Here is a 22,801-nt window from a genome sequence, read left to right on the forward strand (position 1 = left end):
TCTCAGAAATGCGTCCGGTTGGTGTAGGCGCCGTCGACCACCAGATGCGAACCGCTGCACCAGCTTGCCGCCTCGCTGGCGAGGAACACGATCGCCTTCGCCACTTCCTCCGGCCTGCCCAGCCGCCCCATCGGCTGCTGGCGCAGCTGCGATTGGTAGAACTTCTCCATCGTGCCCTTGATCATGTCCCAGTTACCGCCCTCGAACTCGATCGGGCCCGGCGAGACGACGTTGACGCGGATGCCGTCCTTGCCATGCGCCAGCGCCAGCTGCTTGCCCCATGTGATCAGCGAGGCCTTCATTGCGTTGTACGCCTGCGGACCGCCCATCGCTTCGAGCGCGCTCGTCGTCGCCACCAGCACAATGGAGCCGCCCTTGCGCTGCGTCATCACCGGGATCACCGCCTCGACCGCGCGGACCGGCCCCATCACGTCGGTCTCGAACGCATTGTGCCAGTATTTTTCGCTGCCCATGCCGCCGCCGGCCGAGCTCAGTGGCACGAGCACATCGACGCCTTCCAGCGCCTCGATGGCCCATTCGAGCCAAGCCTTGTAGTCGTCCGCCTTCTTCACGTTGCAGGGCTTGCCGACCACGTGCGTGCCATAGCGCCCCAGTGCGGCAACCGCGTCCTTCACGCTGTCCTCGCCGCGCGCGCTGATCGCGACATCGGCACCTTCGCGCGCCAGGATCTCGGCCACTGCATAGCCGATGCCGCGCGCGCCGCCGACGACGATCGCCTTCTTGCCCTGAAGTCCCAGATCCATGTCTTGTCCTTTCCTGCGGCGGGGCTACCATCTTGTAGTGCATGGCCCGGATTGCCCGAAACCAGCCCGCTCCTCTTGTCGCCGCGCACTCTATGGGGGCGGCGCTCACCCGCCAAGAAAAAAACATGCTTGAATGCTTTTTTATCGTCCGTCATAGCGGACCGAAGTGCCGCGAAACGGCCAGACGAAACGGGAGAATCATGGGGCCTTCAACGCTCATCACCAGCGCGGAACTGATGCCATGAGCGGGCGCGGCAAAGGCCCACTTGCAGGCTTGCGCGTGCTCGATCTCACCGCCGTGCTGATGGGCCCCTATGCCACGCAGATCTTCGCGGATCTCGGTGCAGACGTGATCAAGATCGAAGGCCCCGCCGGCGATACCACGCGCTTTATTCCGCCGGGTCCAGACCCGACGCGCGGCGCGATGTTCCTCAATGTCAATCGCGGCAAGCGCAGCCTTGCGCTGGACCTCAAGCAGCAGGCCGCGCGCGATGCCGTGCTGCGCCTCGCCAAGGATGCCGATGTCTTCATCCATTCGATGCGCGCGCAGGCCATCGCCCGGCTCGGGCTCGACTACGCCGCGCTGAAGGCCGCCAACCCGAAGATCATCTACGCCAATCTCTATGGCTATGGCCGCACCGGCCCCTACCGCGATTACCCGGCCTACGACGATATCGTCCAGGCCGCCTCAGGCATCGTAGACCTTCAAGCCAAGCTCTCCGGCGGAGAGCCGACCTACAGCGCCACCGTCATCGCCGACAAGGTCGCCGGCCTCACCGGTGCCTATGCCGTGATCGCCGCGCTCTATGCGCGCGAAAAGACCGGAGAGGGCCAGGAAATCGAAGTCCCGATGTTCGAGACACTCGTCTCCTTCGCCGCGACCGAGCACATCTGCGGCTCGCTGTTCGATCCGCCATTGGGCCCGCCGGTCTACCCCCGCGCCACCTCGCCCTCGCGCCGCCCCTACAAGACGGCGGACGGGCATGTCGGCGTGATGATCTACAACGACAAGCAGTGGCAGGCCTTCTTCCGCGAACTCGGCAACCCCGAGTGGTCGGACGATCCCATGTTCGCCTCGATGCGCAGCCGCAGCGAGAACATCTCGGCGGTGCTGGCCCATGTCGAGAAGGTCATGGTCACCCGCACCACGGCGGAGTGGATGGACCTGTTCCGCCGCGCAGAAATCCCCGCAACGCCCATCGCCTCGCTGCAGGACCTGCTCCACGATCCGCACCTCGAGGAGACGGGCTTCTGGCACAGCGCCGAAACGGAGCTTGGCACCTTGCGCTACCCGGGCATCCCCACGCAGTTTTCCGGCACTCCCGGCGCCATCGGCGATCCCGGCCCGGCGCTGGGCGCAGACAGTGCGGCGGTACTGGGTGAAGCGGGATTCAACGAAGACGAAATCGCGGCGATGGTCGCTTCAGGAGCAGTCTTGTCATGAACGGTCCAGCCGCCGAATGGGATGCAGCGCTTGCCGAGAGGCGCTTCCTGATCCAGCAGCCGGTCGGTGGCGGCAAAGCGGTCTTCCCGCCCCGCGCCTTCGCTCCGGGCACTGGAGCCGGTCTTGAATGGGTCGAAGCCTCGGGCAACGGCACCATCTATTCCGCTACATGGATCCAGCGCAAACCGCCCGAGCCGCCATACAACGTCGTTCTCGTCGACCTCGCCGAAGGCGCGCGCCTGATGGGCCGGGTCGAAGGCGTGACGCCTGAAACGCTCAGCATCGGCATGGCCGTCAAGGCCCGCATCATCGGCGGAGAAACGCCGATGATTGTCTTCGATCCGGTGGAGCAGGCTCATGGGTGACACGTTCCCGCGCGGCCGCGTCTCCGTCGCCGGCGCTTCCACCTTCGGCGTCGGCGAAATGCCCGGCCACTCGACCATCGAGATGGCGGGCAAGGCGGTCCAGCTCGCGCTCGCCGATGCCGCGATCAATCTGTCCGAAGTCGATGGCCTGTTCATTGCGCTGCCCGACGATCTCTTCGCCGGGCTCAGCCTCGCGCAGTACCTCGGCCTCCACCCGCGCTTCACCGACAACAACCGCGCGGGCGGGGCCTCGTTCATGAGCCACCTCGTCACGGCGTGCATGATGCTCGATGCCGGATACCTCGATTGCGCGGTCATCGCCTATGGCGCCAACCAGCGCTCCAGCGGCGGCAAGCTCTCGACCCCGGCTAGGCCCGACCGGTGGGACGCGCCTTACAACCCGATGTACCCGCTCTCGTTCTACGCGCTCGCCGCCGCGCGCCACATGCACCAGTACGGCACCACGCGCGAGGACCTCGCCAGTGTTGCCGTCGCCGCGCGGCTCTGGGCCAACACCAACCCCGAAGCCTTCGCCAAGGGGCCCTTGAGCATCGAGGATGTCGCCACCAGCCGGCTCATCAGCAGCCCGATCCGCGCGCGCGATTGCTGCCTCGTCACCGACGGCGCCGCCGCGCTCGTCCTCACCCGCTCGGACCGCGCGAAAGATGGCCCCCAGCCGCTCGTCCCCGTGCTCGGCGCTGCTGCGGCGACGTGGTACAACTCGGTGACGCAGGCCGAGGACATCACCGTCACCGCCGCTGCAGAATCCGGCCCGCGCGCGATGGCGATGGCAGGCCTCACCCCGGACCAGATCGACACGGTCCAGCTCTACGACGCCTTCACCATCAACACGATCCTGTTCCTCGAAGACCTCGGCTTTTGCCCCAAGGGCGAAGGCGGCAAGTTCGTGGCGAGCGGCGCGATTGCGCCGGGCGGTTCGCTGCCGGTGAACACCAACGGCGGCGGCCTTTCGTGCTGCCACCCGGGCATGTATGGCATGTTCGCAATGGTCGAAGGGGTGCGCCAGATGCGCGGGGAAGCGGCCAACCAGATCGCGGGCGCGAAAACTGCGCTCGCCCACGGCAACGGCGGCACGCTATCGGCGCAGGCGACGGTGATCTTCGGGAATGCCGAGACGGTCTAGTAAGAGCCGGGACCAAACCAAACTCCGCTCACCCTGAGCTTGTCGAAGGGTGCTGACGCAGCTGTCGCGTTTGATGCTTCGACAAGCTCAGCATGAGCGGGTTTTGGAGAGTGCCGGGCTACCCCAGCCCCAGTTCCTCGATCAGCCCTGCCCGAAGCTTGAACTTCTGGATCTTCGAGGTCGACATCGGCCACTCGCTGACCACGCGCACATGCCGAGGAATCTTGAACCCGGCCAGCTTGCCCTTGCAGTGCGCGATCAGTTCGGCCTCGTCGGCCAGCGCCCCATCCGCAAGCTCCACAAACGCCGCCGCCACTTCGACGTAGCGCGGGTCCGGAATGCCGACGACCTGCGCCAGCTTTACCGCCGGGTGCGTCTGCAGCATGGACTCGATTTCCGCCGCCGCGACGTTCTCGCCGCCGACCTTGAGCATGTCCTTGGTACGGCCGAGGAACATCACGTTGCCACCCGCATCGACCGAGCCGACGTCGCCGGTGAAGAACCAGCCATCGCGGATCGCCTCGGCGGTCTTCTCCGGTGCGTTGTAATAGCCTTTCAGCATATGCGGCCCGCGCAGCACGATCTCGCCGCGCTCGTCGGGTCCGCAATCACGCCCGGTTTCGGGATCGACGATGCGCATTTCCCAGTCCTCGAGCGGGAAGCCGCAGCGCCCGGTGCGCACCTCGAAGCTGTCGTCGAGACGGCTGGTCGAAACCGTGCCCGCTGCTTCGGTCAGGCCATAGGTCCCCACCTGGATCGTGTGCGGCATCGCCGCCACCACCGCGTCCTTGATCCACGCCGGCTGAACCGCGAAGTTCGAATTCATCACGCGCAGCTTGGAAAGATCGGTCGTCTGGAACGTGGGGTGATTGATCAGGTCCTGCATGATCGTGACGAAGCTGGGATAGGCGATCGTCGCGCCTTCCGCGCCCAGCATGGCGAGCGCCTGCCCGGCCTCGAAGTGCGGCACGGTCATGTACACCCCGCCCAGATCGAGGATCATCGTCATCGGCAGGATGCCCGCGATGTGGAAGATCGGCAGCGGCGACCACACCTTGTCGTCCGCCGTGCAGAGGTAGCGCTTGCCGAGATTGCGGCTGTTGCCCACTTGCGCGCGGTGCGAAATCAGCGCGCCCTTGGGGTTCGCGGTCGTCCCGCTGGTATAGAGGATCATGGCGATATCTTCAGGGTCGACATCGTCGATCCGCTGGTCGATCGCTCCGGCGTCAACCTCCGTGCCCAGTGCCAGCGCTTCCTCGACCGGTAGCATGCCGTCCACATGCTTATGATCGAGCGAGATGATCGTATGCAGCATCGGCGCTTCATCGAGGCTCAGCCCCCGCGCCGGGTCCGCGCCTGCGAGCGAGGGCAACGCCGCGCGCACGCGGTCGCGGTAGTCCAGCCCTTCGGCCACCTGCCCCGCCGTCACCAGCACGACGAGATCGGCATCGCGGACGAGATAGGCGAGCTCATGCGACTGATACCGCGCATTGATCGGCACCGCGACCGCACCGGCCATGGATATTCCGTAGAACGCCACGATGAACTCCGGGCAGGTGGGCATGAACAGGCCCACGTGCTGGCCGGGCTGCACCCCCAGCGCGATCATCGCCGCCGCCCAGTTCCTTGCAGCGCGATCAAGCGCACCGTAAGTGAACACGCGATCCGGAAACACAAGCGCCTCACGGGCCCCGAAAGCCTTTGCCGAAGCGCGGATCATGCCGCCCATGGTGAGGACAGGTGCAGCGGCGTGTGACAGCTGGTCGGTCATGCATCCCCCGGCCCCATGGGCCTCTTATCGGTCTTGGCGCCGAGATACACGGCGTGCTGAAAAAGACAATCATATCTGTCTTTTTCCGTGCGATGCGCTACCTCTTTGGAGAGTGCGGCATGCAAGTGCTGCACGGTTGATTCGATGTGCTTCATGTGATGCGCAGCTGGCCGCTGCGATCCGTGCCGGGACACTTGTCCCCGAAGCGGTCAAAGCGGCAGTTTTACGTGGCATGAAAACGCATTAAGGATGTTTTCAAGGCGTACCGGAACCGGTGCGCAACGGTTCAGGCAAGTAGACACGGATGGCACTATCACGCACGCGGGCGGCACGGCCCGTCCCTCGGCCCGCTCGCCCGGCGGCTGATCGCACGCGCACTCTCCAGGCGGCGAAAGCGGCCCAGACCCGCGCTCGACTGATCGACGCCACGGTCCGCTGCCTCGTCAAGTATGGCTATGCCCAGACCACCACGCCCAAGGTCGCCGAAGAAGCCGGCCTTTCGCGCGGGGCAATGGTCCACCACTTCGAGAACGGCTCGGCCCTGATCAAGGCCGCGATCACCGAACTCCACGAGAAGCGTCTGCGCGCCTTCCGCCGCGCGGCCGACCGGCCCGAGCACGAAGTCACCGACCTCGTCGAGACCTACTGGCGCCAGCTGCAGAAGCCCGCTTTCATCGCCTTTCACGAGCTGGCGGTGGCCGCGCGAACCGATGCCGATCTCGCCTCGATCCTCTCGCCACTGCAGGACGAGTTCCGCGAGAAGTTCAATGCGCAGGCCGAAGCGTTGTTTCCCGAATGGCTCGGCTCGCCCAACTTCGCCCTTGCCATGACGCTGTCGCAGACGATCCTCGAAGGCATGGCAATATCGCTGCAGACAGGCGGCATGGATCAGGCCCAGGTCGATCCGATGCTGCGCCATCTCGAAGCCCAGATCCGCGCGCTTGCACCCGCAGCGAAGGGCTGATCCACGCCATTCTGTGTGGACACGCTCGGCCGCGCCAAACCCCGGCGCGCCTTGCGCAATTCGCATTTCGAAAGCGCAAATCAAAATCAAACCTGTTTGTTTTTTCTGCGCGGGTGTTCTAGCAAGGCGGGAACGAACGAATGGGGGATGAACCGTTGAACGCGCCCGATATTCATACGCCGCGCATCTTCCGTCCCGAACCCGGTGACCCGGGCAGGCCCAAGCGCGGACTGGATGAGGAAGCGCTCCGCGCGCAGCAGACGATCTTCCGCGAAGACCTGCTAGCCGGCCACACGATCCTGATTTCGGGCGCTGGGAGCGGCATGGGCAAGGCGGCCGCGTTCCTCGCTGCCAAGCTCGGCGCCAATGTCGCGATCTGTGGCCGGACCAAGGAAAAGCTGGATGCGACCGCAGACCTCATCCGCGAGGAGACAGGGCGCGAAATCCTCTGCCTGGAAGCGAATATCCGCGATCCCGAAGCGGTCGAAGCGATGATCGGCGCGGTGCACGATCACTTCGGCGGGCTCGATACCCTCGTCAACAACGCTGGCGGCCAGTTCCCGCAGGACGCGATCGATTTCAGCCGCAAGGGCTGGCTCGCCGTCATCGACACCAACCTCAACGGCACCTGGTGGATGATGCAGGAAGCCGCCAAGCGCTGGCGCGCGGATGGCAAGCCCGGCCATGTCATCAACATCGTCGCCAATGTCGAGCGCGGCATGCCGCAGGCCGCGCACACCTGTGCGGCGCGTGCCGGGGTGATTTACCTTTCCAAGACGGTGGCCACCGAATGGGCGCAGCATAACATCCGCGTAAACTGCATCGGCCCCGGCGTGATCGAGACCGAGGGCTTCCGCATGTATCCGGAGGAAGCGCTCGCCCGCTTCCACAAGGCCAACCCCATGAAGATGCGCGGCAATGCCTGGGATGTGGCGGAGGCCATCGCCTATCTTGCCAGCCCCGCAGGCCGCTTCATCAACGGTGATCTCATGATCATCGACGGCGGGCAGGCGCAGTGGGGCGTGATCTGGCCGGCGGGCATGCCGGACTATTTCTCGGAAGACGGCGCGGCCTGAGACCGCCCGCAATAATTGAGGAGAGACGATATGGGCCGGCTTGAAGGCAAGGTGGCGCTCGTCACCGGCGGTGGTTCGGGACTGGGCGCGGCGGACTGCGAGGCGCTCGCCGCCGAAGGTGCGAAGGTCGTCGTCACCGACGTGAACCTCGCTGGTGCGCAGGCTGTTGCGGACAGGATCGGCGCAAACGCAATGGCGCTGGCGCTCGACGTCGCCGACGAAGCGCAGTGGATCGCCGCCTATGCCGCGACCGAGGAGAAGTTTGGCGGCCTCCATGTGCTTGTGAACAACGCGGGCGTCGTGCTCAACGCCGATGTCGAGGATACCACGCTCGACAAGTTCCGCTGGGTCAATTCGATCATGATCGACGGCGTGTACCTCGGCATGAAACACGCGATTCCGCTGATGAACAAGAGCGGCGGCGGCTCTATCATCAACATGTCCTCGGTCGGCGCGCTGCTCGGCTATCCGATCTTCTTCGCCTATTCCGCTGCCAAGGGCGCGGTCCGCTCGATGACCAAGTCGGTCGCGGTGATGGCGCAGGTCAAGGGCTACAAGATCCGCTGCAATTCGGTGCATCCGGGCGCCATCGAGACGCCGATGGTTCAGCAGGCGGAAGGTCGCCCGGGGCAGGCGAACGAGATCCCCGAAGGCGTGCTCCCGCATGGGTCCGCCGGTCACCCCAAGGACGTCGCGGCGCTCGTCGTATTCCTCGCCAGCGACGAGAGCCGCTATATCACCGGTGCCGAACTCGTGATCGACAACGGGCTGACCATCCGGCCGTTCTGAGCATCGGGTCCTCCCCATTTTTGCGCAGCACAAATGGGGAGGGGGACCGCGCGCGGAGCGCGTGGTGGAGGGGTAGGTACCCCTCCGTCAGCCCTTCGGGCTGCCACCTCCCCATTTGTCCTTCGGAAAAACGGGGAGGATCAAGTAGTTCTCAAGCCCTCATCATCCGGTCGAGTTCGGCATGAAAATGCCGCAGCCGCCCTTCCTGCTCGCTCCACAGCGGCCCTCTGAACCCCCGTGAACGCGCACCCTTCTGCACCACCGGCAGCAGATCGCTGTCCTGATCGAGCACCTCGCCGAGGCACGGCGGCTCGCCCAGCGCGGTGTGGATCACATCCGGGCGAGTTCGGCCGGACAAGTCCACATCCTCGCCCATCCCCATCCACGCTGGAGCCGAATAGCCGGGCGCATCGACATGGCGATAAAGGATGCAGGTATCGTAGGTGAACTGGTTCGGATCGGTCGCGTGCGGCAGGAAGCGGTGGAGGAACACCGCTTCCGGATGGCACCCGATCTGCACATTCGGAAACACCGAATAGACCACCGAGTCCGAAAGCTGGCTGTCGCTGAACCGCTCGTAGCGCAGTCCCAGCTCGTCCGAACGCTTGCGCTTGGCCTGCTGCACCGCAGTCCGCGTCTCGCGCGCCGAGCCCTGATAGGTCTCCGGATCGATCCCCGCATCGCGCAGCATCATCTGGATGCCGGGATTGACACTTTCCTGATCCGGAAAACGCGGGCTCGGCTGCGCAAACGGCACGAACTGGCGGCTGAGGCCACCCGGCCACAGGTCGATCTGCGTGCGGTCATCCATCAGGCACTGCGTCTGCGGGTGCACGGCGTGGAGGTGGTAGATCTCGGCAAAGGCATCCACCCCGCCCTTCCAGTTCGAACCCCAGTCCGAGCGGCGGTGCTGCACCACGTACATCTGGTCGATCTCGTAGAGCTCGAGCTGGCCAAGGATCGGTCCCAGGAATTCCGCGAGCGGCTTGATCTCCGCGTCCATCGACAGGAACACCAGCCCCGCCGCCACTTCGCAGCGAACCGAGCTGAGGTCCGTCCCATGGCACAGCACTTCAGGCCGGAACGTCTCGGCATCGGTCACCGAGGTGCACTTCCCATCCAGCGCGAACTGCCACGAATGGAACGGGCAGGTGAACTTGGCGAGCGAGCCGAAATCAGTCGTCACCAGCTGACTGCCCCGGTGCGGGCAGACGTTGTAGTGCGCCTTCACCGAACCATCGTCGTCGCGCACGACGATGAAACTCTCCGGCCCGATATCGAATTTCATGAAGTCGCCCGGCTCGGGAATGTCGGACACCGGCCCTGCCAGCAGCCAGCTCTTCGCGAAGACCTTGTCCCATTCCTCGGCCGCGAACGCCGCGCTCACATAGCGGTCCGGCGAAGGTCGCCCGGTCCCGTTGTCGATCCGCGGGGCGCGCGCATCGAAGGGGAAGCGCTTGCCGGTATGAATGTCCCAGAGGTCCAAGGCGTTCATTGTCATTTCCCGATCATGATTGCGGGCCGCCATGCCGTTTCCCAGCATGGCGACCCGCAGACGTTCTTACAGGCCGAAAGCCCGATCAGGGACCACGGAAGCGCACGCCAAGCTCAACGCCGAAGTAGCGCGGCGCGCCGAAGTTCGAGTTGAGCCACAGGCCTGCGACGTTCTGCGACGCGATCCGGTAGCGCTCGTCCGTCAGGTTCCGGCCGATCGCCTTGACGTAGTACTTGTCGTCGATCTGCGAGATCGTGAGCGAAGCATTCACCAGCGTGCGGGCGTTGAGGAACGTGTTGCCTTCGATATCGGTGATCGACTGCGTGTTGAGGTTGCGCGCGGTATAGGCCGCCGAGGCATTGGCGATGATCTTGTAGTTCGAACCGACCGGCACTTCGTAGGCACCGTCGAGCGTCCACTGCCACTTGGGCGCGCGGTCGAGCGGCGCGTCCGCAAGATTGTAGCCGGCGCCGGGAGCGGTATACTCGTCGTACTTGCCGTCCTGGTAGCCGAGCACGCCGCGCAGGGTGAAGCCCTTGAACAGGCGCGCGGTGGCTTCCGCCTCGATACCCTTCACCGTGGCGCTCGCCGCGTTGACGAACAGCGTGACCTGGTTGGGCGCACCGTTGACCACGATCGGCACGTTGAGCTGCTTCTGCAGATCCTTGTACTTCACGTAGAAGCCGGTGAGGTTGAAGCGCAGGCGGTGATCGAACAGTTCCGTCTTGATCCCGGCTTCGAACGAATCCGCCGTTTCCGGACGGGTCGCGCGCGCCGCTTCGCGGAACGCGTTGAGGTCGGTCGCGAAGGCCGCGAAGCCGCCGATCTGGTCGTTGAAGCCGCCCGCCTTGAAGCCGCGCGAATAGTTGAAATAGGCGTAGACGTCCGGTGTCGCCTGATAGCCGATCGTGCCGCGGAAAGTCGGCCTGTTCGCCCGGTTGTTCACCGTGACCACGCCGGCGGGATACCTGAACACGCTCGCGCCGAGCGCTTCGGTGATCTGGATCGAGGGATCGAACCCGCCGTTCAGCTGCGGGATGAACACCTGATTGCGGCCATACCAGGTCTTGTTTTCCCAGGTATAGCGGAAGCCGCCGGTCAGCGAGAGCTTGTCGGTCAGCTTGTAGGTGCCCTCGGCGAAGACCGCCTTCGAGTTCGACCGCTGCGCGTTGCACAGGATGAAGGGCGTGTCGTTCCAGTTGCCGAAGGGCAACGGGCCCTGGACGAGATCAAGGAAGCCGAGGATCTGCGCCACGCAGAAATCCACCGTCTCGCGCTGGTAGAACCCGCCGATCACCGCGTCGAACGCCGTCCCGGTGTTGGTGGCGAGGCGCAATTCCTGCTGGAAGGTCTTGCGGTTGTCGTCACGCGTCGCATCGAAGAACGAGAGCGGCGTGCCATCAATCCCGATCGGTGCGGCACCCGCATAGGAGTTCGGGATGCGCGAGATCTGGCGGCGCCAGCCGGTGACCGACGTCAGCTTGCCGAAGCCGAGATCGTAGTCGGCATTGAGGTAGAACCCGTCGACCGAGATGCGCTGACCGTCGCGCATCTTGATCAGGCCGTCCTGACGATAGGTCACCGCCGCATTGTCGAGCGGATCGCTGCTCGCCGGGTTCTGGCGGACGGTGTTGAGAATGTCGGTCAGGAACGGCGTCGTGCCGTTGTAGAGGTAGTTCTCATTAACCGAGGGCACCGTCTCCGAACGATCGCGCAGCCATTCATATTGCGCGAGGATGCGCAGGCGGCTGGTGGGCTCCCACAGCAGCTTGCCGCGCAGGTTGACCACGTCCTTGCCGCCGGCCGACTTGCCGTCGAGGCAGCCCGAGACGCCCGAGAAGTTGCCCGGAACAAAGCTCACCACCGGGCCATAGCAGGCCCCGTTCTTGTAGAAGCCGTTCGACTTTTCGGCCCCGGCGACCACGCGCAGCGCCATGTTGCTGAAGATCGGGATATTGGCCGCGAGCTGGCCCCGATAGGTACCGAACGAGCCGAATTCAGCGCGGCCGTCCACGCCGATCACGCCGAGTTCGGGGCGCTTGGTCTTGACCGTCACCGCGCCGCCGGTGGTGTTCTTGCCGAAGAGCGTGCCCTGCGGGCCGCGCAGCACTTCGACCTGCGCGATGTCGAACGTGTCGAGCAGCTGGGTCTGGACCGAAGGCACCACGAAGTCGTCGACGAGCACCGCGACCGGCGGCTCGAAGTAGACGATGATCGAGGTCTGGCCCACGCCGCGCATCGCGAACGAGGCAGCGTTGAAGTTGGTGATCGTGTTGGCCGAGAAGTTCGGCACGAAGGCAGCGAGATCGCCGATATCGCGCGGGCTCGACTGGCGGATCAGGTTCGCATCAACTGCGGAGACCGCTACCGGCGTGCGCTGCAGGTTCGAATCGCGGCGGGTAGCCGTCACGACGATTTCATTGAGGCGATCGCTCGCCATCTCGTCGGCACTCGACTGCCCCTGCGCGGTCTGCGCCTGCGGCTCGTCGTTTGCCAGAACTGGTGTCGCCATCATCGCGGCGGCAATTACGCCAAACGCGGCCGACCAACGAAGGTCCCTCAGTGCCATCCCCATCTCCTCATGCCCGCATTCAGGTGCGGTGTCGGGCCAAGGATAAACGCCGGAACGCATTTTGCAAGCAGACATGTATGTTTTTTTAGAGAGGTGTGACTGCGCACATTGGGATGGGATCACGCCCCGCCGCATGCAGCGCGCTCCCCTGCGTATCCTTGCGTAACCGGCGCATCTGCCCGATCGGCTGGCACTTCCTTGGAAGGCAAGCGAATGACAGTCTCATCACCGATTGCATCCAAACATTCATGATTGTTTTCAGGTGGCGCCGGGCTATCATGCGCGGCAAGGACGGGACGCGCAAAGCGACCTGCGGGAGAGAAAGCATAGCCGAATGGCCCATCCGGGACCGGATCTGGAAGCGCGCATCGCGCGGCTGGAAGCTGAATCGCAGATCCGCCAGCTCGTCGCGCGCTACAGCTTCGACATCGATGACCGCAATATCGATGCAGTGCGCGCGCTCTTCGCAGACGACGCCGTGCTGCGTTCGCACGACGGGGTGATGCACGCCGTCGGCCCGGACGCGATCATGGCGCAATTCGACGGCCGCTTCGCTGTGCTCGGCCCCGGCCATCACGTGATGCACGATATCCAGATCGACTTCGTCGACGACGACACCGCCACCGGCCGCGTCGCCGGCCACGCTGAACTGATGCGCCACGGCCGGATGATGGTCGCCGCGATCCGCTACGACGACCGCTACCGCAAGACTTCCGCAGGCTGGAAGTTCGCCGAACGCGTCATCGGCTTCCTCTACTACGTGCCGGTCGAGGCCTATCCGCACATCCTCGCCCGGCCCGACCGCAACCACGCCTATGCCGAGCCGAAACTGGCAGACTACCCCGAGCAGCTGCCCAGCTGGATCGCCTACGAACAAGCGCACAAGCGCTAGCCGAAAGACGCAAAGATGGCCTTTTCCTTCCTCTCCCGTTTCCGCATCCGCGCCGACAAGGAAGCCGAATTCATCGCGCTCGCCAAGGAGATGGAGGTGCTCGCTCCCTCCGAACCGGGCACGCTGGCCTATCAGTTCTACCGGCTTGCCGAACCGGGCATGTTCGCGGTCTACGAACGCTTCACCGATGACGAAGCGGACAAGGCACACGTGGCATATCCCCACAACCAGCCCCTGATCGAGCGGATGATCGCCTGCATGGACGGCTCCTACACGCGCGAGCTGCTGTTCGATCTCGAGGCGGGGGCCTGAGACGATGACGGGCAAGAGCTTCATCGCCCAGCTGCGCACCAAGCCGGAAAAGCGCGACGAGCTGATCGCGCTCCAGACCGAGCTCAAGCAGCTCGTCTTCGCGAACGAGCCCGGCGCCCTCGTCTACGAACTGTTCCAGTCCGAGGAAGACCCGGACCTGTTCCAGTGCGTCGCCACCTTCAGGGACGATGCCGCGTTCGAGACACACATGCACATCGATTTCCACGATCGGCTCGTGCCGCCGATCCTCGCGTGCCTCGCCGAAGACATGAAAATCGCCTTCTACCGCTCGCTCGATTGAAAAGGCCCTACACGATGCTGCTCAAGACCGGCCGCCTTGCCATCCTTTCCGGCTTCGCCGCGCTGGCGCTGGCTGCGGGATTGAACGCGGCCACCCCCACGCGGATCAAGTCCACCGAGGACATGAACAGCCGCGCCGGCCCCGTGATCAATCCGGAAACCGCCCCGGGCCGCCCGCTGTTCGAGCAGCACTGCGCGATGTGCCACCTCGGCGGCGTGCCGAAGGCGCCCTCGCCCAATTTCCTCGCCATGCTGGCGCCTGATGCCATCGTCTCCGCGCTGACAAACGGCGTAATGCGCCAGCAGGCCGCCGCCCTCTCGCCGGCCGAGAAGATCCAGGTCGCCGAATACCTAACCCGCACGCCCTATGCCTCCTACCAGCGCCCAGCCCCGCCGCCGCGCTGCAAGGGCGCGGCCGCGAAGTTCGACATGACCGACGTGCCTGCCGATATTGGCTGGGGCCATGACAACCGCCGCTTTGTGCCCGCAAACGTTGCCGGGCTAGCCATGGCAGACGTGCCCAAACTGAAGCTCAAGTGGGCCTTCGCCTATCCGGCGGCGACGCACATCCGATCGCAGCCCACCGTGGCTTGGGGCACGCTCTTCGTCGGCAGCCAGGACGGCACGATCTACGCCTTCGATCCGGACACCGGCTGCACCAAGTGGACGACGCGCCTCAGCGCCGAAGTCCGCACCGCGATCGTCGCAGAAGCTGCGACCAAGCGGCTCTATTTCGGCGACCTGCTCGGCAAGGTCCACGTGCTCGATGCCATGAACGGCAAGGAAGTGTGGGCGCAGCGGATGAGCGATCACGCCGATGCCACGATCACCGGCACACCCACCTTGGGCGGCGGACTGCTCTATGTCCCGGTCTCCTCGCTCGAGGTCGTGCAGGCGGGCAATCCGGCCTATCCCTGCTGCACCTTCCGCGGCTCGGTCGTCGCGGTCGATCCCGCCACCGGCGCGGAAAAGTGGCGTGCCTACACCGCAGGCGTGCCCGTTCCGCAGGGCAAGACCTCGGACGGCACCCCGATCCTCGGCCCCTCCGGCGCGCCCGTGTGGAACAGCCCGTCCTATGACGCCGCCACGAACCGCGTCTACTTCGGCTCGGGCGAGAACTACTCGACCCCCGCCGATGACGGTTCGGACGCGGTCTTCGCTGTCGATGCCACCACCGGCAAACGCCTCTGGAGCACCCAGTTGACGCTGGGTGATGCATGGAACGTAGGCTGCATGATGGGCCTCGGTTCCTGCCCCAAGGAAGGCGGGCCGGACTACGATGTCGCCGCCTCGCCGCTGCTCATCGATACCGGGACCGGCGCCAAGATGCTCGTGATCGGCCAGAAATCCGGTCAGGCCTGGGGCCTTGATCCCGAGACCGGCAAGGTCAGGTGGATGACCCGGCTTGGCCACGGCGGCACGCAGGGCGGCGTCCACTTCGGCATGAGCGCCGAGGGAAGCCGCGTCTTCGTGCCGATCAACGACATGGCCGATACCGGCGATGCGCGCCTCTACGATCCCGCCATTCGCGGCGCCGGGCTCCACGCACTCGACGCCAAAACCGGCAACATCGTTTGGCAGGCCAAGGCGGAGGACAAGTGCAACGGGCGCAAGTTCTGCGATCCGGGCATTTCGGCGGCCGTCACCAGCATTCCCGGCGTGGTCTTCGGCGGCCACCTCGACGGCATGCTGCGCGCCTACGATGCCGATACGGGCGCGATCCTGTGGCAGTACGATACCACCCAGCCGATGCCCGCGCTCGGCGGCCAGACAGCCAAGGGCGGCTCGATGAGCGGCCCCGGAGCGGCGGTATGGAAGGGCAAGGTCTTCGTAAATTCCGGCTACGGCATGTACAGCCACGCCCCCGGCAACGCGCTGATGGTGTTCGAGGTGGCGAAGTAGGGGGGGCGACTGCCCCTCGCCATCTCAAGCCATTCGCCACACCCACAAACCGCTCATGCTGAGCTTGTCGAAGCATCAACCGCGAGGGTTGCGCCAGCACCCTTCGACAAGCTCAGGGTGAGCGGTGTGGGTGGCAGGCGCGCTCGGAGACTACCCCCGCTTCGCCTCGAACTCGATATGCAGCGCCTTCAGGCTGCGCAGCAGGAAGTGCGGGTGGACCGAGAAATCGTTCTTCCCGTCGGCAAAGTGCATGTCCTCGAACCGGTCGACCACCGCCTGAAAGCCCCACGTAAGCTCCCGCCGCGCCAGCGGTGCGCCAAGGCAATGGTGGGTGCCTGACCCGAAACCCATGTGCGAACCCGCCTTGGGTCGATCGAGATCGAGCTTCTCCGGGCATTCGAACACGCGTTCGTCGCGGTTCGCCGCCGCAAAGCGCACGTTCACCAGCGCGCCCTTGGGGATCACCGTGCCTTCGAGCTCGGTATCCTTGGCGCAGAACCGCATCAGGCTCTGCACCGGCGATTCGAGGCGCACCACTTCCTCGACGAACGTCTTCATATAGCGCTCGGGGTCGGACTTCAGCTTGTGCCAGACGTCCTTGTTCTCGATCAGCAGCTTCATCCCCGCCGCCAGCGCATTGGTCGTGGTCTCGCTGCCCCCGACAAACGTATCCGCCATCATCTCGGCGTGGAGCTCGTTGTCGTTAAGCGGACGGCCCCAGCCCTCGATGACCGTGTTGACCAGCACGCTGATCAGCGAGTCATCGGGGTTCTGGCGCAGCCGCTCGAAGATCGGCTGGAAATAGTGCTGCGCCTCGATCTCGCGGTCGACCATCTCGATCTCGTCCTCCTCGGGCAGCATCATCGAGATGCGCTTGAAGAAGGCGTCGGTCCAGCGCTTGATTGTCCACATGTCCTCGCGCTTCGCGCCCATCTGCTCGCCGATGATGTAGAGCGGCAGCGGCACGCAGAACTGGCTGACCCATTCGCAGCGCCCATCGGCCACGAACCCGTCGATCAGCTCGTAAGCAAGGGTCTCCACCAGCGGATCGATTTCCTTGATCCGGCTCGGCTTGAACGCCTCGTTGAACATCGCGCGCATCTGCTTGTGATTGGGATCATCGCGTCCGCTCAGCGTCGGTTCGGGCAGCCACCCACGCTCCTTGAAGCGCGCCACCACCTTCTTCTGCCGCTCGACATTGGCCGAAAGCGTCTGCAATCCGGCGGTCTTGGGGCTGCTCGGAAAGGTTTCGGCATCGAGCAGCACGCGCCGCACGTCCTCGTAGCGCGTCACCACATAGATGTTCGTCCCCGGCTGGCGATAGGCCGGGGCCTGATCCCGCAAGCGACGATAAGCATCATAAGGACACTGCTGGACCTCCGGGTCGAACAGGTTGATGCCCAGCTCATCACCACCATCGCTCATCGCACGACCACCCGTTCCTCGCCCCACGGCGCGACCACGCCCTCGCGCCTGAACGCGTCTGGCAGTTCCTCGACCATGTGCAGCGTCGCCGCCAACCGCCCGAAGCCCACGAAGAACGCGCAGGTCATGCCCAGCTCGACAATCTCGGACTCGCTGAAATGCTCGCGCAGATCGGCGTACATTTTCTCGTCGATACGCAGATGGTCGGTCGCGAAAGCCTCTCCGTAGCGGATTGCCGCCTTCTCCGCCGGCGTCAGGTTCTCCGCCTCCTGCGGCCGCTCCAGCGAGCAGACGAGGTCCTCGGTCACGCCGTCCTCCAGCGCGTCGGTATAGCGGATCGCCATGCAGCTGCGGCACTGGTTGAAGAACGCGATGCGCAGGCGGACCAGCTCGACCAGCTTTTCCGGCAGCTGGCGGTGCACCTTCAGCGCGCCAGCGAACTGCATCATGCCCAGCACCTGTTCGGGGCAATGCGCCAGAAAGCGGATCATGCCCTGCTCGATCTCGGTGCGGTCTTCCGGCTTCAGCGCCGCGCGCAGGCGCGGGTCCCAGTCCTCGGGCGCAATCTTGGCGACGCGGGTCATGACGTGATCTCCCATTGCCGCTGCCAGATTATGGTCTTGGCAAAAGTGAGCATGGCAGCCTGAGCATTGGTCATGCACCATCGGCCTCGCAACAACTGGCGAATTGAATAGAGCCGGGGGAGAGGGCCATGCGCCAAGTCAATCACGAGCTCAGTGCCATGCGCTGCCCGCATGCGCTGGCGGATGTCGACCTGTTCGGTCCGGGCGCGGCCGAGCACTGGTACGAGGCCTATGCCATCCTCCACGCTGAAGCCCCGGTCCTGCGCCTGCCCGGCGAGGGCCTGACGCCCGATCGTGACGCCTTCGTCCTTTCAAAGTACGAAGACATCGCCCGCGTCGTGCGTGACTGGGAACGCTATCCCCCCACGCTCTCGCTCCTGCTCGAAGCCCGCAAGGCCGATCCCGCTTCGGTCCGCGCGATGCCCGACATCGATGCGATGGTGAAATCGATCGCTACCCTGCGCCCCAATCCCGAACTCTGGCGCGCGCATCGCCAGCAATTGACCGACCCGTGGGTCGGCCCCGGCGCCAAGCGGCACGAGGCGATGATCACCAGCCATGTCGACACCCTGATCGACCAGTGGATCGCGGGCGAAAAGTTCGATTTCGTCGCCGATTTCGCGCGGCCTCTGCCCCAGCGCACGATGGCCGACGTGCTCGGCTTCCCGCTAGAGGACGTCAAGGACCTCGAGATCTGGGGCAACGCACAGGTCATGTCCTATGTCCACGGCTGCGGGCACAACAATATCCTGACACCTGAACAGACCGCTGAGAAATTCCGCCTCCTCGCCGGGTTCTCGGACTATGTCCGCGATCACGTCCGCCGCCGCCGCGCCAACCCGGGCGAGGACATGATCAGCTTCCTCGCGCAGGTCCACTACGAAGCCTTGGACCGCAAGCTCACCGACGATGAGATCGACGGCATCGTCTACGCGATGGTCATCGGCGGCCTCGAAACCACCCAGTATGCGCTCGTCGAACAGGCCCAGCTCCTGATCGAGCGCCCCGGCCTCTTCGCCAAGCTCAAGGCCGACCGCAGCCTTATCCGCCCCTTCACCGAGGAAGGCATGCGCCTGCGTTCGCCCACGCAGGGCCTGTCCACCCGCATCACCTCGCAGGGCGAAGTGTTCCAGGGCATCCACGTTCCCGCCGGTTCCACCCTCCATCTGCGCTGGGGAGCCGCCAATATCGACCCGGACGAGTTCGAGGACCCGCTGGAGCTGAAGCTCGATCGCGCCGCTGTCACGCGCCACCTCGCCTTCTCGGCCGGTCCGCGCGTCTGCCCCGGCACCGGCCTCTCGCGACTCGAGCAGACCATCGCGTGGAACCGTCTCTGCGACCGCCTCGCCGCGCTCGATTACGCCCCCGGCAACACCTTCCTCCACCAGCCGGGCATCATGCTCGGCACGCTCGCCCTCCACTGCACCTTCGAACGGGAGATTTCGGCATGACCACACTTCTTGCGCACATCCGGATCAAGCCCGGCTCGGAAGCCCAGTGGGAAGAGATCATGGCCGACATGATCCACCAGACCTGGAGCACGGAGACCGGCGTGAAGCGCTACGAATACTGGAAGGGTGAGGCGCCGAACCTCTATTATTGCCTGCTCTCGTTCGACGACAAGGTGGCCTTCTATCGCCACCAGATGTCTCCCCACCACGAAGGCCACGATTTCGCCGCCGTGCTGGAGGACATCCGGCTCGAGTACGTCGATCCGGTCAAGGGCGCCGGCGGCGGCCTTCCGTCCACGGTCGACACGCCGCTGCCCGCCGATGCCGACGCCGACCTCAAGACCGCGCAGGAGCGCTTCCCGCTCACTATCCCGGCGTGGTGGACCGCCCGCGCATGACCGCCGCCGCCAGCCTGGAAGACCTGCTGGCGAAGGACGCCATCACCGACGTCCTCGCCCGCTACTCGCGCACGCTCGACTGGCTGGATGAGGAAGGGCACGCAAGCTGCTACTGGCCCGATGCGGCGATCGATTATGGCTTTTTCAAGGGCCTGGCGGCAGATTTCGTCCCTGTCGTCATGGCCATCGAACGCGCTAGCGCCCGCCGCTGGCACCTCAGCGGCCCGCCCGCGATCCACCTGATCGATAGCGCCCACGCTGACGTCGAAACCTACGGTCTCACCGCAGGCGCCCGCCAAGGCGAGGACGGCACCTACGCCGGCACGATGTACGGCGGCCGCTACCTCGACAGCTTCGAAAAGCGCGCAGGCGAGTGGCGCATCGCCCGGCGCGACTACGTGCTCGACTGGTCGCACCCGATCCCGAACCAGCCGGTATTCGATCCCGATGCAGCCTTCCCGCTGCCGATCCTCGAGTTCCTGCAGGGCGGGCATCCGAAATACCGGGTCCTGTAGCCCCACCTCTCACCTCACCTCGTCATTGCGAGGAGCGAAGCGACGAAGCAATCCAGAGCGGTCATGCGCTTCCGCTCTGGATTGCTTCGCTATGCTCGCAATGACGAAGGAAAGGATTGTGCTGCCACGCCACTTGATCCGCATCAATGTCCGCCAACGCAGACACCCGCATAACGCCTCCACACCCAGCCAAGTGGAGGAAACCCATGTTCAAGTCCAATATCGGCGAAGCAGACCGTGTCATCCGCCTTGCCATCGCCGCCATGCTGATCGTGTTCAGCCTGATCGCCGGCCATCCGCTGATCGCTCTCGTCGCCATCCTCCCGATCATGACCGCTTTCGCCGGCACCTGCCCGCTCTACAGCGCGCTCGGTCTCCACACCTGAGCTTGCCCATCCGCGCCTCAGGCGGCATAGCGCGCAGGCCATGCACGATATCCGCCTGATCCGCGAGAACCCCGAAGGGTTCGATACCGCCCTCGCCCGCCGCGGCGTCGCCCCGCAATCGGCCGCGATCCTCGCGCTCGATACCGCGCGGCGTGATGTCGCCACCCGCATGCAGGAAGCGCAGGCGCGCCGCAACGAAGCCTCGAAGGCCATCGGCATGGCCATGGGCAAGGGCGACAAGGACACTGCCGAAGCGCTCAAGGCCGAAGTCGCCGAACTCAAGAACACCCTCCCCGCGCTGGAAGAGGACGAGCGCCGCCTCACTGCCGAGCTGAACGCCGCGCTCGCCCAGTGGCCCAACCTGCCCGCCGAGGACGTACCCGAGGGCGAGGACGAAGCGGGTAATGTCGAAGTCAGCCGCTGGGGCACCCCGCGCAGCTTCGATTTCCAGCCGCTCGAGCACGCCGACCTCGGCCCCCCGCTCGGCCTCGATTTCGAGACCGGCGCGCTGATCGCAGGCGCGCGCTTCACCTTCCTGCGCGGCGCAATGGCCCGCCTCCACCGCGCGCTCGCGCAGTTCATGCTGGATCGGCAGACGGGAGAGAACGGCTACACCGAATGCATGCCGCCGCTGATGGTGAAGGACGAAGCCGCCTTCGGCACCGGCCAGCTGCCCAAGTTTGCCGAAGACCTGTTCAAGACGACCGACGGGCGCTGGCTCATCCCCACCGCCGAAGTCAGCCTCACCAACTCGGTGCTCGGCCAGATCCTGCCCGATGCCGCGCTGCCGCTGCGCATGACCGCGCTCACCCCTTGCTTCCGCTCCGAAGCGGGCGCAGCGGGGCGCGACACGCGCGGGTTCATCCGCCAGCACCAGTTCGAGAAGGTCGAACTCGTCTCGATCACGCGGCCCGAGGATTCGGACGCCGAGCACGAACGCATGACCACAGCGGCGGAATCGATCCTGCAAGCGCTCGGCTTGCCTTACCGCAAGATGCTGCTCTGCGCGGGCGACATGGGCTTCACCGCCCGCAAGACTTACGATCTCGAAGTCTGGCTCCCCGGCCAGAACGCGTTCCGCGAGATCAGCTCGTGCTCCAACTGCGGCGATTTCCAGGCCCGCCGCATGAACGCGCGCTACCGGCCGGAAGGCGCGAAAGGCACCGAGTTCGTCCACACCCTCAACGGCAGCGGCCTCGCTGTCGGCCGCACGCTCGTCGCGGTGCTGGAGAACTACCAGCAAGGCGACGGCACGGTCGAAGTGCCCGAAGTGCTCAAGCCCTGGATGGGCGGCGTGACCCGCCTGACGCCGCTCGGCTGATGCAGGCCCTCCGGCTGGCGATTGCGGCCCTGCTTCTGCCTGCAGGGCTTGCCGCGCATGCCGCGCCGGAGAACCTGCTCCCACCCAAGCACCGGGCGGTGGCGCCGACCGCCACCAAGCCGCCCACCAAAGCCCCGGAAAAGCGCGAGGCCGGCGCTCCCCGGCTGACCTGGCCCACCTCGGGTGCGGTCACCGCCAAGTTCGGCGCGCCGGTCAAGGGCCTGCCCAACAACGGCATCGACCTTGCCGCCTTCTCCGGGATGACCGTCCACGCCGCTGCCGCCGGCAAAGTCGTCTTCGCCGGCAAGGAACCCGAACGCTTCGGCCAGCTTATCGTGATCGAGCACGCCCGGGGCTGGGTCACCGCCTATGCCTACCTCGGCAAGGTCCTCGTCAAGGAAGGCCAGACGGTGAAGCCCCGGCAGATCATCGCCCGCATCGGCAAGAGCGGCGAGGCGAAGCGGCCCGGTCTGCACTTCGAACTGCGCAAGGGCACCAGTCCCCGCAACCCGGCGCTGTATCTTCCGATCAGGCTTTGAACGCCCAGAACACCGTACCCATGAGCAGATAGCTGGCGATCCAGAACGCCGCGCCGCGCAGCACCGTACCCGCTGAAGCGCCGGACCGCGCCTCCCCGATCGCCAGCGCGGGCGCCACGAAGGCCAGCGCCAGCCCGCCCGACATCATGAAGTAGAGCCACGGCTTCGCCGCCAAAGTCGCCGCGCCGACCCGAGCGAACATGTGCCCCATCATCGCTGCGGTGAGCCACAGCAGCGCGCCCGCAAGTACCACCTGCGCCGGTCGCCGCGCCGCCGGACCATGCCGGACGAGCCCGAACACCAGCGCGGCCAGCGCCGCCGCAACCACCGCCACCCAGTTTACCGGACCCATCCAAAATCTCCTCGCACCTACCTCCCACCCCGCTCATGCT

23 protein-coding genes are annotated in these 22,801 nt (G+C 65.4%); 16 read left to right on the forward strand and 7 right to left on the reverse strand.

Annotated elements, in window-relative coordinates; translation table 11 throughout:
- Positions 1–2: 2 nt before the first annotated feature.
- Positions 3–764, reverse strand: coding sequence for an SDR family NAD(P)-dependent oxidoreductase (locus NDB2M1_RS18845; RefSeq protein WP_054122987.1), 762 nt, complete (start codon positions 762–764; stop codon positions 3–5).
- 241 nt (positions 765–1,005) lie between these two features.
- Between NDB2M1_RS18845 and NDB2M1_RS18850 the strand changes: the two genes are divergently transcribed.
- Genes NDB2M1_RS18850 through NDB2M1_RS18860 form a run of 3 tightly spaced genes read left to right on the forward strand, consistent with a single transcriptional unit; the run spans position 1,006 to position 3,717 of the window.
- Complete coding sequence (locus NDB2M1_RS18850) at positions 1,006–2,208, forward strand: CaiB/BaiF CoA transferase family protein (RefSeq protein ID WP_072384337.1); 1,203 nt, start codon at positions 1,006–1,008, stop codon at positions 2,206–2,208.
- The gene (locus NDB2M1_RS18855) at positions 2,205–2,573 is read left to right on the forward strand and encodes a Zn-ribbon domain-containing OB-fold protein (protein WP_054122989.1); all 369 of its coding nucleotides are present in this window, start codon (positions 2,205–2,207) and stop codon (positions 2,571–2,573) included. The genes NDB2M1_RS18850 and NDB2M1_RS18855 overlap by 4 nt, the downstream gene beginning before the upstream one ends.
- The gene (locus NDB2M1_RS18860) at positions 2,566–3,717 is read left to right on the forward strand and encodes an acetyl-CoA acetyltransferase (protein WP_054122990.1); all 1,152 of its coding nucleotides are present in this window, start codon (positions 2,566–2,568) and stop codon (positions 3,715–3,717) included. The genes NDB2M1_RS18855 and NDB2M1_RS18860 overlap by 8 nt, the downstream gene beginning before the upstream one ends.
- A gap of 118 nt (positions 3,718–3,835) precedes the next feature.
- Here NDB2M1_RS18860 and NDB2M1_RS18865 read toward each other — a convergent pair whose 3' ends face one another.
- A complete protein-coding gene (locus NDB2M1_RS18865; protein ID WP_072384338.1) occupies positions 3,836–5,488 on the reverse strand; it encodes a class I adenylate-forming enzyme family protein in 1,653 nt (550 codons plus the stop codon).
- A 304-nt stretch (positions 5,489–5,792) separates the two neighbouring features.
- On the opposite strand from NDB2M1_RS18865, the gene NDB2M1_RS18870 reads away from it, so the two are divergent.
- From NDB2M1_RS18870 to NDB2M1_RS18880, 3 genes are all read left to right on the forward strand, one after another.
- On the forward strand, positions 5,793–6,452 hold the full coding sequence (locus NDB2M1_RS18870) for a TetR/AcrR family transcriptional regulator (RefSeq protein WP_072384339.1): 660 nt from the start codon (positions 5,793–5,795) through the stop codon (positions 6,450–6,452).
- A gap of 140 nt (positions 6,453–6,592) precedes the next feature.
- Positions 6,593–7,528, forward strand: a complete 936-nt coding sequence (locus NDB2M1_RS18875) for an SDR family oxidoreductase (protein WP_072384340.1) — start codon at positions 6,593–6,595, stop codon at positions 7,526–7,528.
- Positions 7,529–7,558: 30 nt separating this feature from the next.
- Positions 7,559–8,317 carry a glucose 1-dehydrogenase gene (locus NDB2M1_RS18880; RefSeq protein ID WP_072384341.1) on the forward strand — a complete coding sequence of 253 codons (759 nt, stop codon included), beginning with the start codon at positions 7,559–7,561 and terminating at the stop codon, positions 8,315–8,317.
- Between the two features lie 151 nt (positions 8,318–8,468).
- Here the strand turns inward: NDB2M1_RS18880 and NDB2M1_RS18885 are convergent, their stop codons facing one another.
- Both NDB2M1_RS18885 and NDB2M1_RS18890 read right to left on the reverse strand, forming a co-directional pair.
- Positions 8,469–9,818 (reverse strand): aromatic ring-hydroxylating oxygenase subunit alpha, encoded by a 1,350-nt coding sequence (locus tag NDB2M1_RS18885; protein ID WP_371328229.1) that lies wholly within the window; start codon positions 9,816–9,818, stop codon positions 8,469–8,471.
- Between the two features lie 79 nt (positions 9,819–9,897).
- Entirely contained in the window at positions 9,898–12,381 is a 2,484-nt protein-coding gene (locus NDB2M1_RS18890) for a TonB-dependent receptor (RefSeq protein WP_072384682.1), read from the reverse strand.
- A 337-nt stretch (positions 12,382–12,718) separates the two neighbouring features.
- On the opposite strand from NDB2M1_RS18890, the gene NDB2M1_RS18895 reads away from it, so the two are divergent.
- From NDB2M1_RS18895 to NDB2M1_RS18910, 4 genes are read left to right on the forward strand one after another with little or no spacing between them, the layout of a single operon-like run.
- Positions 12,719–13,276 carry a nuclear transport factor 2 family protein gene (locus NDB2M1_RS18895; protein WP_072384342.1) on the forward strand — a complete coding sequence of 186 codons (558 nt, stop codon included), beginning with the start codon at positions 12,719–12,721 and terminating at the stop codon, positions 13,274–13,276.
- 15 nt (positions 13,277–13,291) lie between these two features.
- Positions 13,292–13,588, forward strand: coding sequence for a putative quinol monooxygenase (locus tag NDB2M1_RS18900; RefSeq protein WP_072384343.1), 297 nt, complete (start codon positions 13,292–13,294; stop codon positions 13,586–13,588).
- Positions 13,589–13,592: 4 nt separating this feature from the next.
- Positions 13,593–13,889, forward strand: coding sequence for a putative quinol monooxygenase (locus NDB2M1_RS18905; protein ID WP_072384344.1), 297 nt, complete (start codon positions 13,593–13,595; stop codon positions 13,887–13,889).
- Between the two features lie 14 nt (positions 13,890–13,903).
- Entirely contained in the window at positions 13,904–15,790 is a 1,887-nt protein-coding gene (locus NDB2M1_RS18910; protein ID WP_083554980.1) for an outer membrane protein assembly factor BamB family protein, read from the forward strand.
- A 150-nt stretch (positions 15,791–15,940) separates the two neighbouring features.
- Here the strand turns inward: NDB2M1_RS18910 and NDB2M1_RS18915 are convergent, their stop codons facing one another.
- Positions 15,941–17,215, reverse strand: a complete 1,275-nt coding sequence (locus NDB2M1_RS18915) for a cytochrome P450 (protein WP_072384345.1) — start codon at positions 17,213–17,215, stop codon at positions 15,941–15,943.
- Positions 17,212–17,799 (reverse strand): carboxymuconolactone decarboxylase family protein, encoded by a 588-nt coding sequence (locus NDB2M1_RS18920; protein WP_072384684.1) that lies wholly within the window; start codon positions 17,797–17,799, stop codon positions 17,212–17,214. The genes NDB2M1_RS18915 and NDB2M1_RS18920 overlap by 4 nt, the downstream gene beginning before the upstream one ends.
- Before the next feature lie 128 nt (positions 17,800–17,927).
- Here NDB2M1_RS18920 and NDB2M1_RS18925 point away from each other — a divergent pair, with 128 nt between their 5' ends.
- From NDB2M1_RS18925 to NDB2M1_RS18950, 6 genes are all read left to right on the forward strand, one after another.
- Positions 17,928–19,250: a cytochrome P450 gene (locus tag NDB2M1_RS18925; RefSeq protein WP_072384346.1), complete on the forward strand. Its 1,323-nt coding sequence runs from the start codon at positions 17,928–17,930 to the stop codon at positions 19,248–19,250.
- Positions 19,247–19,648, forward strand: a complete 402-nt coding sequence (locus NDB2M1_RS18930; RefSeq protein WP_054123002.1) for a putative quinol monooxygenase — start codon at positions 19,247–19,249, stop codon at positions 19,646–19,648. Before NDB2M1_RS18925 ends, NDB2M1_RS18930 begins: the two co-directional genes overlap by 4 nt.
- The gene (locus NDB2M1_RS18935) at positions 19,630–20,163 is read left to right on the forward strand and encodes a nuclear transport factor 2 family protein (RefSeq protein WP_072384347.1); all 534 of its coding nucleotides are present in this window, start codon (positions 19,630–19,632) and stop codon (positions 20,161–20,163) included. The genes NDB2M1_RS18930 and NDB2M1_RS18935 overlap by 19 nt, the downstream gene beginning before the upstream one ends.
- 206 nt (positions 20,164–20,369) lie before the next feature.
- Positions 20,370–20,549 carry a YgaP family membrane protein gene (locus tag NDB2M1_RS18940; RefSeq protein ID WP_072384348.1) on the forward strand — a complete coding sequence of 60 codons (180 nt, stop codon included), beginning with the start codon at positions 20,370–20,372 and terminating at the stop codon, positions 20,547–20,549.
- 40 nt (positions 20,550–20,589) lie between these two features.
- A complete protein-coding gene (gene serS / locus NDB2M1_RS18945) occupies positions 20,590–21,870 on the forward strand; it encodes a serine--tRNA ligase (protein WP_072384349.1) in 1,281 nt (426 codons plus the stop codon).
- Positions 21,870–22,409 (forward strand): murein hydrolase activator EnvC family protein, encoded by a 540-nt coding sequence (locus NDB2M1_RS18950; RefSeq protein WP_072384350.1) that lies wholly within the window; start codon positions 21,870–21,872, stop codon positions 22,407–22,409. The genes serS and NDB2M1_RS18950 overlap by 1 nt, the downstream gene beginning before the upstream one ends.
- Here NDB2M1_RS18950 and NDB2M1_RS18955 read toward each other — a convergent pair.
- Positions 22,399–22,761: a hypothetical protein gene (locus NDB2M1_RS18955; protein ID WP_072384351.1), complete on the reverse strand. Its 363-nt coding sequence runs from the start codon at positions 22,759–22,761 to the stop codon at positions 22,399–22,401. The genes NDB2M1_RS18950 and NDB2M1_RS18955 overlap by 11 nt on opposite strands.
- Positions 22,762–22,801 lie beyond the last annotated feature (40 nt).

It is taken from the genome of Novosphingobium sp. NDB2Meth1, assembly GCF_900117425.1.
Taxonomy (GTDB): Bacteria; Pseudomonadota; Alphaproteobacteria; order Sphingomonadales; family Sphingomonadaceae; genus Novosphingobium.

Bases quoted from the DNA above. Each gene is read 5' to 3' on its own strand.
- NDB2M1_RS18845 (WP_054122987.1), bottom strand. From the start codon at position 764: ATGGATCTGGGACTTCAGGGCAAGAAGGCGATCGTCGTCGGCGGCGCG.
- NDB2M1_RS18850 (WP_072384337.1), top strand. From the start codon at position 1,006: ATGAGCGGGCGCGGCAAAGGCCCACTTGCAGGCTTGCGCGTGCTCGAT.
- NDB2M1_RS18855 (WP_054122989.1), top strand. From the start codon at position 2,205: ATGAACGGTCCAGCCGCCGAATGGGATGCAGCGCTTGCCGAGAGGCGC.
- NDB2M1_RS18860 (WP_054122990.1), top strand. From the start codon at position 2,566: ATGGGTGACACGTTCCCGCGCGGCCGCGTCTCCGTCGCCGGCGCTTCC.
- NDB2M1_RS18865 (WP_072384338.1), bottom strand. From the start codon at position 5,488: ATGACCGACCAGCTGTCACACGCCGCTGCACCTGTCCTCACCATGGGC.
- NDB2M1_RS18870 (WP_072384339.1), top strand. From the start codon at position 5,793: ATGGCACTATCACGCACGCGGGCGGCACGGCCCGTCCCTCGGCCCGCT.
- NDB2M1_RS18875 (WP_072384340.1), top strand. From the start codon at position 6,593: ATGGGGGATGAACCGTTGAACGCGCCCGATATTCATACGCCGCGCATC.
- NDB2M1_RS18880 (WP_072384341.1), top strand. From the start codon at position 7,559: ATGGGCCGGCTTGAAGGCAAGGTGGCGCTCGTCACCGGCGGTGGTTCG.
- NDB2M1_RS18885 (WP_371328229.1), bottom strand. From the start codon at position 9,818: ATGACAATGAACGCCTTGGACCTCTGGGACATTCATACCGGCAAGCGC.
- NDB2M1_RS18890 (WP_072384682.1), bottom strand. From the start codon at position 12,381: ATGGCACTGAGGGACCTTCGTTGGTCGGCCGCGTTTGGCGTAATTGCC.
- NDB2M1_RS18895 (WP_072384342.1), top strand. From the start codon at position 12,719: ATGGCCCATCCGGGACCGGATCTGGAAGCGCGCATCGCGCGGCTGGAA.
- NDB2M1_RS18900 (WP_072384343.1), top strand. From the start codon at position 13,292: ATGGCCTTTTCCTTCCTCTCCCGTTTCCGCATCCGCGCCGACAAGGAA.
- NDB2M1_RS18905 (WP_072384344.1), top strand. From the start codon at position 13,593: ATGACGGGCAAGAGCTTCATCGCCCAGCTGCGCACCAAGCCGGAAAAG.
- NDB2M1_RS18910 (WP_083554980.1), top strand. From the start codon at position 13,904: ATGCTGCTCAAGACCGGCCGCCTTGCCATCCTTTCCGGCTTCGCCGCG.
- NDB2M1_RS18915 (WP_072384345.1), bottom strand. From the start codon at position 17,215: ATGAGCGATGGTGGTGATGAGCTGGGCATCAACCTGTTCGACCCGGAG.
- NDB2M1_RS18920 (WP_072384684.1), bottom strand. From the start codon at position 17,799: ATGACCCGCGTCGCCAAGATTGCGCCCGAGGACTGGGACCCGCGCCTG.
- NDB2M1_RS18925 (WP_072384346.1), top strand. From the start codon at position 17,928: ATGCGCCAAGTCAATCACGAGCTCAGTGCCATGCGCTGCCCGCATGCG.
- NDB2M1_RS18930 (WP_054123002.1), top strand. From the start codon at position 19,247: ATGACCACACTTCTTGCGCACATCCGGATCAAGCCCGGCTCGGAAGCC.
- NDB2M1_RS18940 (WP_072384348.1), top strand. From the start codon at position 20,370: ATGTTCAAGTCCAATATCGGCGAAGCAGACCGTGTCATCCGCCTTGCC.
- serS (WP_072384349.1), top strand. From the start codon at position 20,590: ATGCACGATATCCGCCTGATCCGCGAGAACCCCGAAGGGTTCGATACC.
- NDB2M1_RS18950 (WP_072384350.1), top strand. From the start codon at position 21,870: ATGCAGGCCCTCCGGCTGGCGATTGCGGCCCTGCTTCTGCCTGCAGGG.
- NDB2M1_RS18955 (WP_072384351.1), bottom strand. From the start codon at position 22,761: ATGGGTCCGGTAAACTGGGTGGCGGTGGTTGCGGCGGCGCTGGCCGCG.